Annotated in this window: 17 protein-coding genes; 5 read left to right on the forward strand and 12 right to left on the reverse strand. The window is 38.2% G+C overall.

The features are described 5' to 3' along the window. Positions 1–8: 8 nt before the first annotated feature. From CBI42_RS02695 to CBI42_RS02720, 6 genes are all read right to left on the reverse strand, one after another. The gene (locus CBI42_RS02695) at positions 9–545 is read right to left on the reverse strand and encodes a F0F1 ATP synthase subunit delta (RefSeq protein ID WP_094753196.1); all 537 of its coding nucleotides are present in this window, start codon (positions 543–545) and stop codon (positions 9–11) included. Then, positions 545–1,039: a F0F1 ATP synthase subunit B gene (gene atpF, locus CBI42_RS02700; RefSeq protein WP_020902744.1), complete on the reverse strand. Its 495-nt coding sequence runs from the start codon at positions 1,037–1,039 to the stop codon at positions 545–547. The genes CBI42_RS02695 and atpF overlap by 1 nt, the downstream gene beginning before the upstream one ends. A gap of 13 nt (positions 1,040–1,052) precedes the next feature. Further along, positions 1,053–1,763: a F0F1 ATP synthase subunit A gene (gene atpB, locus CBI42_RS02705; protein ID WP_000392870.1), complete on the reverse strand. Its 711-nt coding sequence runs from the start codon at positions 1,761–1,763 to the stop codon at positions 1,053–1,055. A 33-nt stretch (positions 1,764–1,796) separates the two neighbouring features. Next, entirely contained in the window at positions 1,797–1,997 is a 201-nt protein-coding gene (locus CBI42_RS02710) for a F0F1 ATP synthase subunit C (protein ID WP_001054560.1), read from the reverse strand. Positions 1,998–2,309: 312 nt separating this feature from the next. Next, entirely contained in the window at positions 2,310–3,596 is a 1,287-nt protein-coding gene (locus CBI42_RS02715) for a peptidase U32 family protein (RefSeq protein WP_024057185.1), read from the reverse strand. 154 nt (positions 3,597–3,750) lie between these two features. Then, positions 3,751–4,449 carry a GntR family transcriptional regulator gene (locus CBI42_RS02720; protein WP_061759028.1) on the reverse strand — a complete coding sequence of 233 codons (699 nt, stop codon included), beginning with the start codon at positions 4,447–4,449 and terminating at the stop codon, positions 3,751–3,753. Positions 4,450–4,590: 141 nt separating this feature from the next. Here CBI42_RS02720 and guaA point away from each other — a divergent pair, with 141 nt between their 5' ends. Beyond that, positions 4,591–6,153: a glutamine-hydrolyzing GMP synthase gene (gene guaA, locus CBI42_RS02725; RefSeq protein WP_000065712.1), complete on the forward strand. Its 1,563-nt coding sequence runs from the start codon at positions 4,591–4,593 to the stop codon at positions 6,151–6,153. 335 nt (positions 6,154–6,488) lie between these two features. On the opposite strand, the gene CBI42_RS13205 is transcribed toward guaA, so the two are convergent. Together CBI42_RS13205 and CBI42_RS13210 are read right to left on the reverse strand one after the other, a co-directional pair. Beyond that, the gene (locus CBI42_RS13205) at positions 6,489–7,319 is read right to left on the reverse strand and encodes a hypothetical protein (RefSeq protein WP_256963624.1); all 831 of its coding nucleotides are present in this window, start codon (positions 7,317–7,319) and stop codon (positions 6,489–6,491) included. 90 nt (positions 7,320–7,409) lie between these two features. Beyond that, complete coding sequence (locus CBI42_RS13210) at positions 7,410–8,042, reverse strand: DUF4062 domain-containing protein (protein ID WP_256963625.1); 633 nt, start codon at positions 8,040–8,042, stop codon at positions 7,410–7,412. 657 nt (positions 8,043–8,699) lie between these two features. On the opposite strand from CBI42_RS13210, the gene CBI42_RS02735 reads away from it, so the two are divergent. From CBI42_RS02735 to CBI42_RS02750, 4 genes are read left to right on the forward strand one after another with little or no spacing between them, the layout of a single operon-like run. After that, entirely contained in the window at positions 8,700–9,473 is a 774-nt protein-coding gene (locus CBI42_RS02735; RefSeq protein ID WP_049486916.1) for an ABC transporter ATP-binding protein, read from the forward strand. Beyond that, positions 9,463–11,517 (forward strand): FtsX-like permease family protein, encoded by a 2,055-nt coding sequence (locus CBI42_RS02740; protein WP_094753197.1) that lies wholly within the window; start codon positions 9,463–9,465, stop codon positions 11,515–11,517. The genes CBI42_RS02735 and CBI42_RS02740 overlap by 11 nt, the downstream gene beginning before the upstream one ends. A 32-nt stretch (positions 11,518–11,549) precedes the next feature. Next, positions 11,550–12,239, forward strand: coding sequence for a response regulator transcription factor (locus CBI42_RS02745; protein WP_042751014.1), 690 nt, complete (start codon positions 11,550–11,552; stop codon positions 12,237–12,239). Beyond that, the gene (locus tag CBI42_RS02750; RefSeq protein WP_094753198.1) at positions 12,223–13,221 is read left to right on the forward strand and encodes a sensor histidine kinase; all 999 of its coding nucleotides are present in this window, start codon (positions 12,223–12,225) and stop codon (positions 13,219–13,221) included. Before CBI42_RS02745 ends, CBI42_RS02750 begins: the two co-directional genes overlap by 17 nt. A gap of 82 nt (positions 13,222–13,303) precedes the next feature. Here the strand turns inward: CBI42_RS02750 and ffh are convergent, their stop codons facing one another. The 4 genes from ffh to CBI42_RS02770 all read right to left on the reverse strand — a co-directional run bounded on the left by ffh (position 13,304) and on the right by CBI42_RS02770 (position 18,978). Beyond that, entirely contained in the window at positions 13,304–14,875 is a 1,572-nt protein-coding gene (ffh, locus tag CBI42_RS02755) for a signal recognition particle protein (RefSeq protein WP_094753199.1), read from the reverse strand. An 11-nt stretch (positions 14,876–14,886) separates the two neighbouring features. Beyond that, the gene (locus CBI42_RS02760; RefSeq protein WP_049493433.1) at positions 14,887–15,219 is read right to left on the reverse strand and encodes a putative DNA-binding protein; all 333 of its coding nucleotides are present in this window, start codon (positions 15,217–15,219) and stop codon (positions 14,887–14,889) included. A 378-nt stretch (positions 15,220–15,597) separates the two neighbouring features. Continuing rightward, positions 15,598–17,595: a methionine--tRNA ligase gene (gene metG / locus CBI42_RS02765; RefSeq protein WP_094753200.1), complete on the reverse strand. Its 1,998-nt coding sequence runs from the start codon at positions 17,593–17,595 to the stop codon at positions 15,598–15,600. Positions 17,596–17,718: 123 nt separating this feature from the next. Next, positions 17,719–18,978 (reverse strand): ABC transporter permease, encoded by a 1,260-nt coding sequence (locus tag CBI42_RS02770; protein ID WP_094753201.1) that lies wholly within the window; start codon positions 18,976–18,978, stop codon positions 17,719–17,721. Position 18,979: the final 1 nt, after the last annotated feature.

Raw genomic sequence — 18,979 nt, forward strand, 5'->3', positions numbered from 1 at the left:
ACCACTTTCTATTTCAAATTTTCTTTAACAACTTTAAGTTGTTGTTTAATACTCACATCAATTGTCTTGTGATTGGCAAAAATGACAAAACCACCAATAAGACTTTCATCGATTTGCTCTTTTACACTCCTTACTTTAAGAGACATTTTTTTCTCAATCAAAGGGAGCAAGCGACTCTTCTGTTCATCAGTTAAAGGATGAGCTGACCTAATCGTCACTTCAAATCGATTTGTTTCTTTTTCAAGTCGGTTCAAGCAATCTACAAGAATATCATAAAAAAGATTTGCTCTGTGATTGCAGATAAGAACCTGAATAAAGTTTTGCAATAAAGTCGACACTGAATCTTGGAAGAACGCAATCGTTTTTTCCTTGTCAGACTCGTCTACTGCCACTTTTTTTAAAAAAGAAGGTAAGCCTGTTTCTTCAGCAACTTGCTTGATTTGAGCTAAGTCTGAAAAGATACGGTCTTCTTCTCCTTTTTCTAAAACCAATTGGACAAAAGGCATGCTGTATTTTTCAATTACCTTTACTGTTTTCTTGTCCATTAAGCTTCTCCTAGCTGATCGATATACTGATCAATGAGTTCTTTATGGGCATGACCGTCAAGGTTTTGTGAGATGATTTTACCAGCCAAGCTGATTGTCAAATCTGCTACCTCACCCTTAACGCTTTGTAAAGCTTCAGCTTTATTTTGAGCAATTTCTTGGTTCGCTTTTTCTTTCAAGCGTCCTGCTTCTAGCTTAGCATCTGCTAAAATACTAGCTTTGCTTTTCTCAGCTGTTTCTTTCGCATTCTCAATGATTGTCTTAGCTTCTTTGCGGCTACCAGCCAATTCATCTTCGCGTTTCTGAGCCAATACTTCTGCTTTTTGACGTGCTTGTTCAGCTCCGTCAATATCTGCTGCAATTTTTTCTGCTCTTTGTTCGAAAATGCTAGCCAAATTTGACCAAGCATATTTCTTAACCAAGACTAGCAAGAGAATAAAGGAACCAGCGATTAGTATAAAATCACCAAGTAATTCACCTACTGTTACATTCATAAACTACTCCTTTCTATTCTTCATCATTAATTTTATTTCCTAGGTACATTGAAGATAACAATGTAAATACATATGCTTGTACACAAGAAATAAAAACAGAAAATGCAGTCCAGATTAGATTTGTTCCAAAAGCAATAGGATACCAATAGAAGGCCTGATGAGAAAGTAGGACTAACATACTTGCCATCACTTCCCCTGCAAAGATATTACCAAAGACCCGCAATGCAAGTGAAAGGAGATTGGTAACTTCTTCCAAGAGATTCATTGGTGTCATAAAACCTGGTGTTACAAATGCTTTTAAATACTTTTTGATTCCACGACGACGAATTCCTTCTACGTGTGTCATTAAGATAATTGTAAAAGACAAGACCAAGTCAAATGACAAATTTGCTGTTGGTGAGGTCCAAAGATTTACACCATCTGTAGTCTGAATTCTAGCCATTAAGCCAATATTATTTGCAATGGCCATAAATAGGAATAAACAGAAATAAAAGAGAGAATAATCCTTTATCATTGGACCAAGGTTTGATTTTGTAAATCCAACAACAAAATCAAATAAATACTCTAATACATTTTGTTTTCCTGTGGGTCTCAAAGTCATATTTCGAGTTGCCCAATAAATAAAGCCAAAAATAAGTGCTACAGTCAACAAAGTCAAAACTACTATGGTTAAATTAAAGGTAACAGGACCAATATTGATGGTTGGATTAATACTTTCTTCCATCTAAAATCCTCCCTTTTTCAATTTATACTTCTTTTATTTGATGATAAATGAAAAGACAAGAGTAACGAAGAAAGTACCTTCAATAAAGGCAACCCCTAGGATCATCAAACTACGTAGTTCTGAGATGATATCTGGTTGGCGAGCAACTGATTTCAACAAACCGTTCATCAACATACCTTCACCAAGAGATACACCCATACAGGCAAGACATAGACCGAAAAATGTTAAATTCATGACGAATTCTCCTTTTAATTAAAATTTACTTACTTAGTTTAGTCCTAAAAATTGGATTTGTCAACTTTTTACTTACGTTGAAAGCGTTTAATGAAAATTATTTACAATTTTACTATTTTTAAGTCTATTATATAGAAAACTTTGGAAAAAACTTGTAACAAATCCCTCCATTATCTAGGTCTTTCTGAAAAATAATGAAAATCCGAGATGAAATCTCGGATGGAAATTAATATATTTTCTTTAACCTAATGCTCTTTAGTAAGTAGGATTAAAGGGAAAGCAACTAGAAAGCTTTCGTCTCCTGCACGCTTATTAAGCACGAACTGTGACGCTGGTGCCATCTTCCTTATAAAGATTGATAAGTCCTTCTTTGAGAGCTCGAACCATATCTCCAGCTTGAACAGGTTGTGGAACCTTGATAGTCAAGAGTTCCATTGGATTTGGAGCGCGGTCAATTTTATTGCCTTTGGCATCATGTAAATCTTCGATATACGTTTCAAAATGACGGAAACCTGGGCCATAAAACTCAACTTGGTCGCCTTCGTTAATAACGTTCCGTTGACGAATAGTTGCTGTTTGTGTTGCATCATCATAAGAAACCACTTCAGCGACAAACTTATACTCAGGAATTTTACGACGAGCACCAAACAACTGCTCATTTTCAGATGGTGTACCATAGTAGAAACCTGTTGCTAATTCACGTTGGGCAACCTTCCACATCTCATCCACCAAGTCTTGTTTGATAGCTTCAAACTTTTCAGGACTTTCAAGATATGCATCCACAGCCGCCTTGTAGCAGTTGGTTACTGTTGATACGTAGTGAATAGACTTCATGCGTCCTTCGATTTTTAGACTGTCCACACCATTTTCAATCATATCTGGAATATGGTCAATCATGGACATGTCAACGGCTGACATTGAAAATTCTTCTGGAATCTCACCTTTAAGACTCTTACGTTCCTTCCCAAATGGCATATCGTAAAGGTCGTATTTCCAACGGCATGACTGAGAGCATCCACCACGGTTGGCATCACGCATACTCATGTGGTTAGAAAGGGTACAACGACCAGAGTAAGAAATACACATGGCTCCGTGGACAAAGGCTTCAATCTCAACATCTGTACGTTTGCGAATTTCAGCTAATTCTTCCATTGAAACCTCACGCGCCAAAACAACACGAGTTAAGCCCAGTTCCTTCCAGAACTCAAGAGTTTCATAGTTAGTGGCACTTGCTTGGGTAGAGAGGTGGATTTCAAGACCTGGTGCTTCTGTCGCTGCAATCATAATCAAGGCTGGGTCAGACACGATAACTGCCGCGATTCCGATATCACGTAGTTTACGGAACCACTCACCAGCACCAGCTTCATTTCCTTCGTGCATCACCATGTTGGCAGCTACATAGACCTTTGCACCGTACTTGGCAGCAAACTGGACGCCTTCTTCCATCTGTTCAAAGGTAAAGTTTCCAGCACGGCTACGAAGACCATAGGCCTGACCACCGATAAAGACAGCATCTGCTCCATACTGAACAGCTACCTTTAGCTTCTCTAAAGTCCCTGCAGGTGATAAAACCTCAGGACGTTTTAATGTTTTTGTCATGTTTTCTCCTATTTGCAATATAAAAGTTTGACGTTTTTCCTTCTCATTTTATAGTAAATAAGCCATAAAATCAAGCCTAGACAGATTGTTTTGACAATTCTAATCTTTGACAATTCTAATCTTTTAAGAAAGCAAAAAATCTAGCCTTTCTAGACTAGTTATTCTCAAGATAAAATTCAAAACGTTCGCCAACATACTGACTTTTCACGTATTCAAAAGCTGTCCCGTCTTCTAGGTAGGAAACCTGAGTCAAACCAAGAATAGCATGTCCTCTTTCAACTTCCAAATAGTGGGCAATCTTTTCTTTAGCAAGACGAGCATAAATAGTCTGTTGTGATTTACCAATACGATAGCCATGTTTTTGTAGAGTTTGGAAGAAATGACTGGTAATTTCTTCTTTTTTAAAGTTCTTAATAAATTTCTCAGGAATGGATGCAACTTCATAAACCAGAGGAATATTGTCAGCATAGCGAACCCGCTCCATTCGGATAATATTCTCCGTTGGAGAAATTCCTAGCTTGGCAACTTCCTGTTCATTAGGAATAGTTTTTCTGTAGGAAATAAGCTGGCTAGAGGGGACTTTGCCTTGGGACTTAACAATTTCAGTAAAACTGGTTGTCCCTCGCATCTTTTCTTGTACTCGAGTACTGGAAACAAAGGTGCCACTTCCTACACGGCGCTCTAAGACGCCTTCTTCAACTAATAGAGATACGGCTTGGCGGAGGGTCATGCGACTGACCTCAAACTGCTCTGCTAAATCTCGTTCACTAGGAAGTCTCTCCCCAATAGCCCAACGGTGATCGTCAATATCCTTTTTAATCTGATCATGGATTTTCATATAAGCAGGTAGCATATTTTTCACTTCATTTCTATCTTTTCTCTATTGTACCCCAATAAACTAGAAAAAGTCAAACTTCGCCTTGTTTAGTTGGTAATTCGCCCTTATTTGTGATAGAATATTGAAAAAAGATATTTCTTTTGAGAAAGGAAAAAGATGAGCAACATTTCAACTGATTTGCAAGATGTAGAAAAAATCATCGTATTGGACTATGGTAGCCAATACAACCAGCTGATTTCACGCCGTATCCGTGAGATTGGTGTTTTTTCAGAACTAAAAAGCCATAAAATTTCAGCTGCTGAAGTTCGTGAAATCAATCCTGTAGGAATTATCCTATCAGGTGGTCCAAACTCTGTATACGAAGATGGTTCATTTGATATTGACCCAGAAATCTTCGAACTTGGAATTCCAATTTTGGGAATCTGTTACGGTATGCAGTTGTTGACACATAAACTTGGAGGAAAAGTTGTTCCTGCAGGTGATGCTGGAAATCGTGAATACGGTCAATCAACTCTAACTCATACACCATCAGCTCTTTTTGAATCAACACCTGATGAACAGACTGTTTTGATGAGTCATGGTGACGCAGTTACTGAGATTCCTGCTGATTTTGTTCGTACTGGAACTTCAGCTGACTGTCCATATGCAGCCATTGAAAACCCAGATAAACACATTTACGGTATCCAATTCCACCCAGAAGTTCGTCATTCTGTATACGGAAATGATATCCTTCGTAACTTTGCCCTTAACATCTGTAAGGCTAAAGGTGATTGGTCAATGGATAACTTCATCGATATGCAGATCCAAAAAATCCGTGAGACTGTCGGTGATAAACGTGTCCTTCTTGGTCTATCCGGTGGGGTTGATTCATCTGTAGTTGGGGTTCTTCTCCAAAAGGCTATTGGTGATCAATTGATCTGTATCTTCGTGGACCACGGTCTTCTTCGTAAAGGAGAAGCGGACCAAGTTATGGACATGCTTGGTGGTAAGTTTGGTTTGAATATCGTCAAAGCAGACGCTGCTAAACGTTTCCTTGACAAACTTGCTGGCGTTTCTGACCCAGAACAAAAACGTAAAATCATCGGTAATGAATTTGTGTATGTATTTGATGACGAGGCAAGTAAGCTCAAAGATGTGAAATTCCTTGCTCAAGGTACCTTATATACAGACGTTATCGAGTCTGGTACAGATACAGCTCAAACTATCAAGTCACACCACAACGTGGGTGGTCTTCCAGAAGACATGCAGTTTGAATTGATTGAACCACTCAACACTCTCTATAAAGACGAAGTTCGTGCCCTTGGTACAGAGCTTGGTATGCCAGACCATATCGTATGGCGCCAACCATTCCCAGGACCAGGACTTGCTATCCGTGTTATGGGTGAAATCACTGAAGAAAAGCTAGAAACAGTTCGTGAGTCAGACGCTATTCTTCGTGAGGAAATTGCTAAAGCAGGTCTTGACCGCGATATCTGGCAATACTTCACTGTCAACACAGGCGTTCGTTCAGTCGGTGTTATGGGTGACGGTCGTACTTATGACTACACGATTGCAATCCGTGCGATCACTTCTATCGATGGTATGACTGCTGACTTTGCCAAAATTCCTTGGGAAGTTCTTCAAAAGATTTCTGTGCGTATCGTAAATGAAGTGGATCATGTTAACCGTATCGTCTACGATATTACAAGTAAACCACCTGCAACAGTTGAGTGGGAATAGAGTTAATGAGTTAAAAAAAGCCTAGAAATCAATATTTCTAAGGCTTTTTATTTTGCTTTAACAACAATTTAACAACAAAAACTATTTTTCAGTATTTAAACCTAATATCATTTTAACCTTTTTGGTACTTTCTATATACATACCTTTCTTAGACTCGCTAACAATTCTAGCATAGTCTCTATTATCTTCAGACAATTCATAAATACGATAAAAATTATTATTAAATTAAACCCCACTAATCAAATCATTTTCTTCATTCATTATTTCATCGCTACATCAAGTTTCTGAATATATTTCTATTAAACCTTCATAAACAGTTAAACAATAAACCCTGATTAATCAATTTTTAAATGTATCTTACCCTTTACTACATCCGGTATATGCTTTGAAGTAATTTCATATTCGACAGTTTGAGGTACATTTTCAAACATTAGTATCGATGGAAATGCCATTGAGGAGTTATGTTTCAAATACTCAATGCCAAATCTTAAAATATCAAATTCTGAATTTGTAAAATTTTTATATATAAATATGTGTTCTAAAGAGTTTTTATAGTTGTATTTTTGATCTTCATAACCAGGTCTCGTAGTATATGCGATAAGTGGATTAATATTAATTCTTTCTATATTTGATGGGATTATTTGAAAATAAGCGTAAGCATCAACTGAGTCACTTTCTTCAATTTTAAATAGCAATTCATCTAACTCAATTTCCTGTATCTCCTCAATTATGTTCTCCCCTGGATAAAGTAAGTTATTATGTTTTAATAGACAACCTTTTGGTACCATCAGTTTTATATCGATATCTTCATCATATGTTTCACCTAAGTTAGAAACGATTAGTTCGACAAATTTAATGTTATCTATGTATGTGAAATATTCAATGTACTCTTTGTAAGATATTATTTCCCAATATAATTTGTTTAATTTAGAAAAGCGTTTCTTTTCCTTGTCAGACCCTATATACGAAGGACCACTGTTACCGAAAGGAATTTGTACCTGAAGTTTATGTTTCATTAAATTCCCTAAATACCAAAAATTTTCATGTAGTTTGATTTGGTTTTCTTTAGCGAAATCATTTATAGTATATTTGAATTTATCACTAATGGCCACAGAATCAGCTATTTGATAAAGAAAATCAACATTCGCATCTTCTTTTGAAGGCATAGTCAACATTTTACTTTTATCTTCTAATATATCTGCTTCTTCAGAAATTACGGTACTGTTTAGTTCATCTATATATTCGTTAATCTTACTTTACTTTTCATTAATAAATTTTGACTCCAGTAAACTAAATTGTTTAGGTAAAATATTTTCGTCAGATAATGTTTTTTTATCCCTTATTGTCAAAAACGGTTTTATATTTTCGTTTTGATAAGTTTCTTTTTCTGAAATTAATTTTAAAAAATAAAGTGATAGATGATTTGTAAAAAGCCTTTGAAAATCAATCTCATCTTTAACTATAAAAAATATCCCTCTATCTTTATATCTTTCTTTAAATTCTTGCACTTTTTCATATTGCTTAATGTCTATATTAGACGGAATTATCGGAGCTTCTAAAAAGTACATAAAAACTTGTTTGTCAGCTGATAGCATCTCCTCAATTTCTTCTTCCGTTCCGGATCCATAATTATCTGTTGCAGTACCAAATCTTGTCCAAAATATAGCAACAGCTGCATCACATTCCCTAACAATTTGCTTATTTAATAATTCCTGTGGTTTATCACCTGATTCAGGAAAGCTATCCGTTGACCAATGCTTGATTGATACTTGTATATTATTCAAACTACCATACAGTTTATTAAAATTATCAACAGCTTCCTTAATTAATTGAAGATAGCCAGGGCAAGAAATTAATAAATCGTAAATAGTCACTCCTTCTCTTGGCATCCATGTATCCTCCGAAAATTTAATACTATACAAATTTAACCTATTGTAATTATAAAGCAAAAAAACAGCAAAATCAAATTCTCTTACTGTTTTATTGGTTATAAACAATTGGAAATGAATGTTTTAGAACAAAGGTATCTACAACACAAAAGAGCAAATTAGGCTATATTAATAGCATTTATCCCTTAGCGACTGCTCTTGTAGAAACTTATGGCAATGATGTAAAGCCATATTGGAAAAAAGATGATATTAATAAGGCAACAGAGAAAGCCAGTAATCGTATAGTGAGATTTATCTTTGGATAAAAAATAGTGTAGGCTGAAGAGAATTCTTTAAAACTAGCTTGCTACAATTATTCTTTGACAGATCTAAATGAAGTAACAATAGAAAATAAGAACGGAAATAGATTTTCCTGTAAGATAATACCGCTGGATCATGAACTTCAGTGGTATTATTTTTTATGATCTCAATATTAGGAAAATTTTTCAACCTCTACTCCTCTTTTTAAATCCCTGAAACCATGCTATAATATAGTAAGTATAGCTCCAATAACCTGATTATAAAAGTCAGCGATAAAGATTTCTTACATCATCCGTAAGTATTATTCTACTCTGATTCATATTATAATGATAGTAACAAAAAATGGAGGTGTTTCACATGGACACAATTTTACGAGTAGAATCATTAAAAAAGTATTATGGGAAAGGTCCCAATATTACCAAAGCCTTGGATAGCATATCTTTTCAAGTTGTAAAAGGTGAGTTCTTAGGAATTATGGGGAGTAGCGGTTCTGGGAAAACAACTCTTCTTAACTGTCTAGCCACAATCATCAAGCCAACTGACGGTTCCATTCAAATGCAAGAAAAGGATTTAGGTCAGTTAAAAGGGAGCCAATTAGCAGATTATAGAGGCAAGGAAATTGGCTATCTCTTCCAGAATTTTGAGCTCTTGGACAATCTTACAGCCAAAGAAAATATTTTACTTCCCTTGTCTTTGCACGAGGTCGATGCCAACGAAAGCAAGGTTCGGTTAGAATTACTTTCCCAATATCTGGATATTTCTGAACTTCTGGATAAGTTCCCTTCTCAATTATCAGGTGGTCAACGGCAAAGGGTAGCTGCTGCGCGCGCCTTAATTTTAGACCCTAAGATTGTATTTGCGGACGAGCCCACAGGAGCTTTGGATTCAAAAAATGCGACCATTTTGATGCAAAAATTATCCGAAATGAATCAAGTGGAAAAAACCACCATTCTCATAGTGACCCACGATTCCGTAGCAGCTAGCTTTTGCAACCGCATCTTGTTTATCCAAGATGGAAAACTATTCCATGAAATCCGTCGCGATTATCCAAGAGAAAGTCAAGAAGACTTCTATCACAGAATACTAAAGGTCATGGCTGCACTAGCTGGAGGTGATGGTAATGTTTTCTAAATTAGTCTCAAGAAATAGCAAGAGAGATCGAAAAAATAACGGCTTGTATTTCAGTTCTATGGTTCTGTCTATTATCTCCTTTTACATCATCCTTTCTTTGACTCATCAAGATGTGATGCACTTTCTAAAACAAATAGAAAGTGACGCTGTAAATAAACTCTTTAGCATGATTCCCATTCTTTATGTAGCAACGCTCTTTATTCTCTTTTTTCTAGTCTACTTCTCAAGCAGTATGCAGATGGAAAGGAGAAAACATGAATTTGGTGTCTATCTCACACTGGGAATGCAAAGAAGCAAACTGTTCTTGCTACTTCTGCTCGAGGATTTGAGAAACAGTGTCCTTGCCCTTGGAATAGGCCTTCCTATTTCCATCTTAATTTCAGAATTGATTAGCCTAATAACCGCTAAAATTGTGGGACTAGGGATTATTGAACATCAATTTTCTCTATCTACCACAGCTCTACTCTATACAGTCATCGGCTTCCTAGCCGTAAAATTAGCTGTTTTTGTCCTTTTAAGTGCAAAGACTGCCAATATGGAAATCGGAAACCTGCTCGCCTATTCTCCTTCTGGGATGAAGAAACTACTCCCCAAGGGGGTGTACCTTCTTGCTTCTGTCCTCGGAATTTTGCTTCTAGGAACAGCCTATTACATGGGTATGAGTGGACAAGCTTGGGAAAATGTCATAACAATGGGCATCACCGTTCTCTTAGGAACTCTGGGAACTATCCTACTCTTCTTTGGTATGCGTTTATTTATAGACTTTTTGGTCAAGCTTGGAAACAATCGAAAACTTCATGCCTATAATTTTAGACAGATTCAGGAATTAGTTATCCAACGCTCAACTATACTGGCTGTCTGCTCCCTCTTAATTTTCTCTGCCTTGTGCCTCTTTGGAGCAGGTGTGGCCATTACAAGCGGCAATCCAGGCAATCAAACCCACGTATTGGATTATACATTTAGAGATAGTAAGCAGGAAACAGATGAAAATCTTGATGTAAATGCAGTTAAAAAAGAGCTTGAAGCTGCCGGGCTAGTATCACAGTTTTCAAAGATTCTGCAAATTAAAGTAGGCCAAACTAAAGAACACGAATCCGTGTCCTTTGAAGAGGTCATCAAGGAGTTGAAAAATCAAAAAGACAACAAGAACAAGGAAGTTTTGCTCCATAAATTTAAACAGTCTACTAATTCCCACCTCATACCAGTTTCCGAATACAATGAACTTAAAAAGGCTGCCAATCTTCCTCCTCTAGAACTAACTAATAAGGAAGCATATTTGTATATGGGGAAAGATTTTCTGCCAGATGAAAGTCTCGTCAACTCTGTCCTAAAGACAAAGCCTCAAATCAAAGTCATGGGAAATGATGTAAAATTGATTGGCGAGGTGGAGTCTTTGCCAATCGTAACGGATCATGAGATAACCCTCTCTGTCGCTCTCATAGTTCCAGATGAGATTTTCATGAGCTATACAGACGGTCGCTATTCGAACTATGTTAGCGGTATCTTGGCTCCTGAGCTAGTCAAGGAAAAAGGCTTGATGAGAGCTATCTCAGATACCAATGAAAAGCTAAATCAAACCTCTCTTGGCTATGAAAGCTATATACAAAATATGGGAAGACAATTGTTTTACATTATCTCTGCCAGCTATGTCACCATCTATCTGTCTATCATCTTCCTTGTTGTCGCAAATACAATTATCGGCGTTCAGTTTTTGATGGGACAAAGACAATCCTATAGACGATACCAGACCTTAATCCATCTTGGTGCCAACTACGAAACTCTTTGTAAATCGTCAGAAAAGCAAGTCAACTGGTATTTCGGTCTACCAATAGCCCTTGCACTTATCAGTAGTAGCTTCGGAGTGAGCTCCCTCCTCACAGGAATAGTGCCCACTAGCGCAAGAATGGTTATGGGGCAGAGATTTATCACAGCCATGCTGATCGTACTGCTCTTAGCTGGCTTTGAAGTCATCTATATCAGAATTGTAAAGAAAAATAGCAACAAGTACTTATTGTCATTAATGGAACCCAAAAGAGATGAATAAGGTAGAATAAAATAGGAAAAGGAGGAACCGATATGAAGCATATTCTGGTTATTGAAGATGAAGCCTTGATTCGAGATGAAATTGTCATCTTGTTAGAGAAAGCGGGTTATCAAGTTGATAAGTTGACTGACTTCAAAGATACAAGCCAGCAAGTGCTGCAATACGATACAGATCTAATCATACTGGATTTGAATTTGCCAGGAGAAACAGGTTTTCAAATTTGTAAAAATCTCAAGTCAAAACGCTCTGTCCCTATATTGGTTCTCACTTCCCGTGAACAATTAAAAGATGAAATCTACGCCCTGAAATTAGGGGCAGATGAGTATCTAACAAAGCCTTTCAAGAAAGAAAGATTTTTGGCACGTATAGAAAATATCTTGAAACGCTATGAAGGCAGACAAAATCTACTTGAAAAAGATAATTTTCTGCTGGATAGACAGACCTATACCCTTTATATCAATGGACACTCGATTTTACTCCCCCAAAATCAAGGGAAATTGTTAGAAACTTTATTAGTGGCAACTGATTCTGTCGTCACAAAAGAAGAACTAAGCATGAAACTGTGGAATACAACTGAGTTCATCGATGAAAATGCCCTTCAAGTAAATATTGCAAGACTCAAAAAGGTGATGAAACAGGCTGGTATTGCACTTCAAGTCAAGTCCGTCAGAGGCATCGGTTACAAATTGGAAGAGGAAAGGGAATATGAAACAGAATCCTAAATATTTGGCTACCTATCTGCCTTGGTTACTTGTTCTCTTAGCATTTGATCTATTCACAGCTGTCCTGCTTTGGCTTTCTGACGTGAGAAAGTTTCAAGCCCTCATCATTCTCTATCTTTTAGCTACTGTCCTGCTCTTTTTCATCCTATCATTCCTACTGATAAGAAAAGAAAGAAAAAAATCCGCTGCCTATAAAGCCTTCATAGCCAATCCTAAGATGGATACGGAGCTGGAATTATTGCGTTTATCAAGTGCCTCAGAGAAAGAAAGCATCGAAGAAATCGCAAATGCGCTTTACCAAAGGCAAGCGGAAATAGGAAAGCTCAACTCATTACTAGCCGAATACGAGGACTATGTTGAAAAATGGGCTCATGAAATCAAACTCCCTCTATCGCTTCTTTCCCTCCTTTTGGACAATCAAAGTGACCAGTTGCCAAAGGATACAACTTTTAAGTTGGACTATGTGAAAAATCAAATCCAAGGAAATGTATCACAGATACTATTCTATTACAGGATGAAAAGTGAAAAAAATGATTTTCTATTTGAAGACCTTGACCTCCAAGAGTGTATCCAAGATCTTTTGGAAAACTTTGATCCCTTGCTCAAAGAAAAGAAATTTACGATTCAGCTAGAGAACATACAAGGAATCTGCTACACCGATCAACGCAGTTTTGAATTTATCCTCTCTCAAATCCTCGCCAACGCCCTTAAATATAGCTCTGACAAGCCCGAACTCAGTATTTCTATGTCAAAAGATAAGGGGCGCACAAGTCTGATTATTAGGGATAATGGTTGCGGAGTTAAAGCTTGTGACCTCCCTCATATCTTTGAAAAAGGCTTTACAGGTGATTCAGGTGATACAAGGAAAAAATCAACAGGTATGGGGCTCTATCTAGTCAAACAATTAGCAGATGCTTTAAAAATCGAAATCACAGTAAAATCCGAATGGACGCAAGGATTTGAAATCTCTCTTTCTATTTAGTCAATTTTTCGATTAAGAAAATTGCCTAATCATAGAAAGCACATATGCTATATCAAAAAGGAAAGCACTTCTGCTTCCCTTTTTATTTGCGTTTCTTCTTCGCTTTCTTCATTTTATTAGCCATGCGTTTCATGGACTGTTTCATGGCAAATTCACCAATTTTACCTTTTAGTCCACCACCAAACATCTGACTCATATCTGGCATTCCCGCTCCTCCTAGAGCTGATAAGTCAGGCATACCACCTTGTCCCATCATTCCTTCAAGGGCAGACATATCCATTCCTCCCATATTTGGCATATTTTTAGGAAGATTGTTTGGATTGATTCCCATCTGCTTCATCATTTTGTTCATATCTCCAGACATAACACCCTGCATAAGCTGTTTAGCTTGGTTAAAGTCTTTGATGAATTTATTAACTTCGACAAAGGTATTCCCAGAACCTGCAGCGATACGACGGCGACGGCTCGGATTTAACAAATCTGGATTTTCACGTTCTTCAGGTGTCATTGAAGACACAATAGCACGTTTGCGAGCAATCTGGCGTTCATCTACCTTCATGTTTTGAAGGGCTGGATTGTTAGCCATACCTGGAATCATCTTGAGCAAGTCTTCCATCGGCCCCATATTTTGCACCTGATCCAACTGATCAATGAAATCATTGAAATCAAATGTGTTTTCACGCATCTTCTCAGCCATTTCAAGGGCTTTTTGCTCATCGTATTCTTGAGAAGCTTTCTCAATCAAAGTGAGCATATCCCCCATACCAAGGATACGGCTAGACATGCGATCTGGGTGGAAGGTTTCAATGTCCGTAATCTTTTCACCTGTACCAGTAAACTTGATTGGTTTTCCAGTAATGTGACGAACCGATAGAGCCGCACCACCACGAGTATCCCCATCAATCTTGGTAAGGATGACCCCAGTGACTTCCAACTGAGCATTAAACTCACGCGCAACATTGGCCGCTTCTTGACCAATCATGGCATCAACCACGAGGAGAATTTCGTTTGGTTGAGCTAGTGCTTTCACGTCACGAAGTTCATTCATCAAAAGCTCATCAATCTGCAAACGACCTGCCGTATCAATCAAGACATAGTCATTATGATTAGCTTGGGCTTGTTCCAAACCTTGACGAACAATCTCCACAGCTGGAACCTCTGTCCCAAGAGCGAAAACCGGCACATCAATCTGTTTACCCAGAGTTTTCAACTGGTCAATGGCAGCAGGACGGTAAATATCCGCCGCAATCATCAAAGGACGGGCATTTTCTTCTTTCTTGAGTTTGTTAGCCAATTTACCTGCAAAGGTTGTTTTACCAGCCCCCTGCAAACCGACCATCATGATGATTGTAGGAATCTTAGGTGACTTGATAATTTCTGCCGTATCAGAACCTAAAACGGTTGTCAGTTCCTCATCAACGATTTTAATAATTTGTTGCGCAGGATTAAGGGTATCAATAACCTCATGGCCGACTGCACGCTCACGAACTTTCTTGATAAAGTCCTTTACAACAGGCAAGGCAACGTCGGCCTCGAGCAAAGCCAAGCGAATTTCTTTGGTTGCCTCTTGGACATCAGCTTCAGAGATTTTTCCTTTTTTACGTAGATTTTTAAAGACGTTCTGCAAACGTTCTGTTAAACTTTCAAATGCCATTTTTCTTCCTCTTATTCTCTATTATCAATGCTTGTTAAAATTTCTATCTGCTCTTTCAGAAAGTCATCCTTGGAATAGCGCTCCAAAATCTGGTCAAAAATCTGACTGCGGACAATGTAGTCCGAGTACATGTGCAATTTCATCTCATAATCTTCCAGAATTTTTTCTGTCCGCTTGATATTATCATAAACAGCCTGACGACTGACACCAAATTCCTCGGCAATTTCAGCAAGGCTATAATCATCAGCGTAGTAGAGCTCTATATAATTCATTTGCTTATCTGTCAAAAGCGCCGCATAAAATTCAAAGAGCGCATTCATACGGTTGGTTTTTTCGATTTCCATAACTTTTATTATACCAAAAAATCTATTATACTTCTACATTAGAAGTCATTCTAATAAAGATAGAAAAATAAAGGTAAGTTCTAAAAGCAACTTCCACATGACTTTTCAACGTAGAATTTTTTTCGATTTTCGCTTTCTTTTGAGGGGCAAGCGACTTTTTCCCCGTGTTTTTTTCAGATCCAAGCCAATGTCAACTTCCAGTTGCCACTCATGAACCCAGCTTACTTGTCTAGAACTTAGTGAGTATATTTGTGGTTATTGTCTGCGACCTTAATACGAATCCCATCAATGAAAATCTCAGTTTAGTCAACAAAGAAAAGTCCTTAGAAACTTGTAGTCTAAGGACTTTGTCTTTCAACTGACTTTAGTGTTTTAATTTTACCCAATCACACTTCCATTTGGTACAGCTGGATCAACTGTTAGAAGGGTTAATTGTCCATCATGTTCAGCTGAGAGAATCATCCCTTGGCTGACATATTTTTTCATCATCTTGCGTGGTTTAAGGTTGGCAACGATTTGGACTTTCTTGCCGACCAATTCTTGTTCGTTTGGATAGTATTTTGCAATTCCTGAAAGGATTTGACGATCTTCACCATCACCAGCATCCAAGCGGAATTGAAGCAACTTATCTGAACCTTCTACTTTAGACACTTCTTTGACTTCTGCGACACGAATTTCAACCTTATCGAAGTCTTCAAACTTGATTTCTTCCTTGTTTAGTTTGAGTTCGACTTCATCTGGATTCCATTCTTTTTCGACCGCTGGTTTGTTGCCTTCCATTTGTTCCTTGATATAGGCGATTTCTTCTTCCATATCGAGACGTGGGAAGATTGGTGTTCCTTTGGCAACTACAGTCACATCTTCTGGGAAGTCAGCCAAGCTCAAGTTTTCAAGACTTGCTACTTCTTCCAAGCCAAGTTGATTCAAGACTGCACGACTTGTTTCCATCATAAATGGCTCAATCAAGTGAGCAACGACACGAAGGCTAGCTGCCAAGTGACTCATGACACTTGCCAATTGATCTCGAAGTGCTTCATCCTTTGCCAAGACCCACGGTGCTGTCTCGTCGATGTATTTATTGGTACGAGAGATCAGAATCCAGACTGCTTCAAGTGCACGTGGATAGTCAACTGCTTCCATGTAGGTGTGGTAGTCAGCGATTGATTGTTCTACAACCTCAGCAAGAGCATGGTCAAACTCTGTTACACCCTCTACATAGACTGGAATTTGTCCATCAAAGTACTTGTTAATCATAGAAACCGTACGATTGAGGAGGTTCCCAAGGTCATTAGCCAATTCATAGTTAATACGGCCTACATAGTCTTCAGGAGTGAAGGTTCCGTCTGAACCAACTGGAAGGCTACGCATGAGGTAGTAACGAAGTGGATCTAGACCATAACGTTCTACCAACATTTCAGGGTAAACGACATTCCCTTTAGATTTAGACATTTTGCCGTCTTTCATGACGAACCAACCGTGAGCAATCAAACGATCTGGCAATTTGATATCTAACATCATAAGAAGGATTGGCCAGTAGATTGAGTGGAAACGAAGGATGTCTTTTCCTACCATGTGGAAGACTGTTCCATTCCAGAATTTGTCAAAGTTACCATGTTCATCTTGACCGTAGCCAAGAGCTGTAGCATAGTTAAGAAGGGCATCAATCCAAACATAGACAACGTGTTTTGGATTAGATGGCACTGGCACACCCCATGTAAAGGTTGTACGAGAAACTGCCAAATCTTCCAAACCTGGCTCGATGAAGTTACGAAGCATTTCATTCAGACGACCATCTGGAGTGATAAATTCAGGATGAGCTTTGAAAAATTCTACTAGACGATCTTGGTACTTGCTAAGACGAAGGAAATAAGACTCTTCAGATACCCATTCCACTTCGTGACCTGATGGAGCGATACCACCAGTCACATTTCCAGCTTCGTCACGGAATACTTCTGCAAGCTGGCTTTCTGTAAAGAATTCCTCATCTGATACTGAATACCAGCCAGAGTATTCACCTAAATAGATGTCATCTTGAGCCAGCAAGCGTTCAAAGACTTGTGCGACAACTTTTTCATGGTAGTCATCAGTTGTACGGATAAATTTATCGTATGAGATATCTAGTAATTGCCAGAGTTCTTTGACTCCAACTGCCATCCCATCAACATAAGCTTGAGGTGTAATGCCAGCTTCTTCTGCTTTCTGCTGGATTTTCTGACCATGCTCGTCAAGACCTGTCAAATAAAAGACATCGTAACCCATAAGGCGTTTATAACGTGCTAGGACATCACAAGCGATGGTTGTGTAGGCAGAACCGATATGAAGTTTACCAGATGGATAGTAAATCGGCGTTGTAATATAAAAATTCTTTTCAGACATAATTTTTCCTTTCCAGGCAAATGAAACCTGTTTTTCTAACACTTCATTATATCACATTTTTAATGATTTTCGATAGGGAAATCCATACAAAAACAAGATAGACGAGTGTCCATCTTGTTTATTCTATTCATAACGAAGGGCTTCAATTGGATCAAGTTTCGATGCCTTGTTGGCTGGCAAAACTCCAAAAATCATACCCACGCTAGCCGAAACTGCAAGACTAAATAGGGCAACTGGGATTGATACTCCCACTTCTATACCCGCTATCAATCCTTGCAAAAGTAGACCAGCTATAGCTGTTAAGCCTGTCGCAATGGTTAGACCAATAACTCCACCAAGCAAGGTCAAAATCATGGATTCAATCAAAAACTGAATTAAAATATTGGCACGTGTCGCACCCAAAGCCTTACGGAGACCAATCTCACGCGTACGCTCTGTCACCGAAACCAGCATGATGTTCATAACACCAGTCCCCCCAACAAAAAGGGAAATTCCTGCAATGGCACTAATAATCGTAGTTATAAAGCCGAACAATTGTTGTACTTCTTGGAAGGCTGCAGTCGCATCTGCCACCTGATACTCCCCTTGCTGAATACCAGCAATTTCGGTCAATTTTCTAGCTAATTCTGGTCCCACAGTTGGTGTCAAACTGGTATCATTAACCCGGAAGACAATATCAGAAATCTCATCCATATTGAAGTTGTTGGCAAGAGAAATATTAGTCGTAATCGGAAGTCCACCAATACCAAAAGTCTTGGCAGTCTTGGCCTCATCGCTGGTATAGACACCAATGACACGATAGCTAAAGCCACCAACATCTATAACCTGGTTAACAGCTTCTTGAGCAGATCCAAACAGACTATTAGCAAGTTCTTGGTCTAGTAAAATGACACTGGCCACATCTTTATAATCCTGAGCTATAAGACTTCGGCCTGCAACAATTTCATTTTCAACCGCCTTCATATAGGTAATATTCCCACCCGTCAAGCTAGCGTGCTCCACTTTTTTATCTTTATAAGATAAGGTGGTATTCGTTGAGTTGGTTACATAGTAACTATCTACCCCCTTCAGTTTAGCCGCCTCCCTGACCCAAGACTCTTGTGGTTTTGGTGGTTCAACAGGAACTTCCTCTTCTTTCCCAGAAACTGTCAAAGCCGATTGTTTTTGGGTAAAAGAACCGTCTTTACTTTTAATAGGCGAGAAAAAGACATGAATATTCTTCTGTGACTTGGTCATGTTTTTATTGACCTGACGAGACATGGAATCCCCCAGAGCCATAATCACAACAACTGATGAAACACCAATGATAATCCCAATCATAGTAAGAAAAGAGCGCATCTTGTGGGCCATGATAGATGAAAAGGCAAATTTCAGATTCTGCATC

The organism is Streptococcus sp. KR (assembly GCF_002238115.1).
Classification (GTDB): domain Bacteria; phylum Bacillota; class Bacilli; order Lactobacillales; family Streptococcaceae; genus Streptococcus.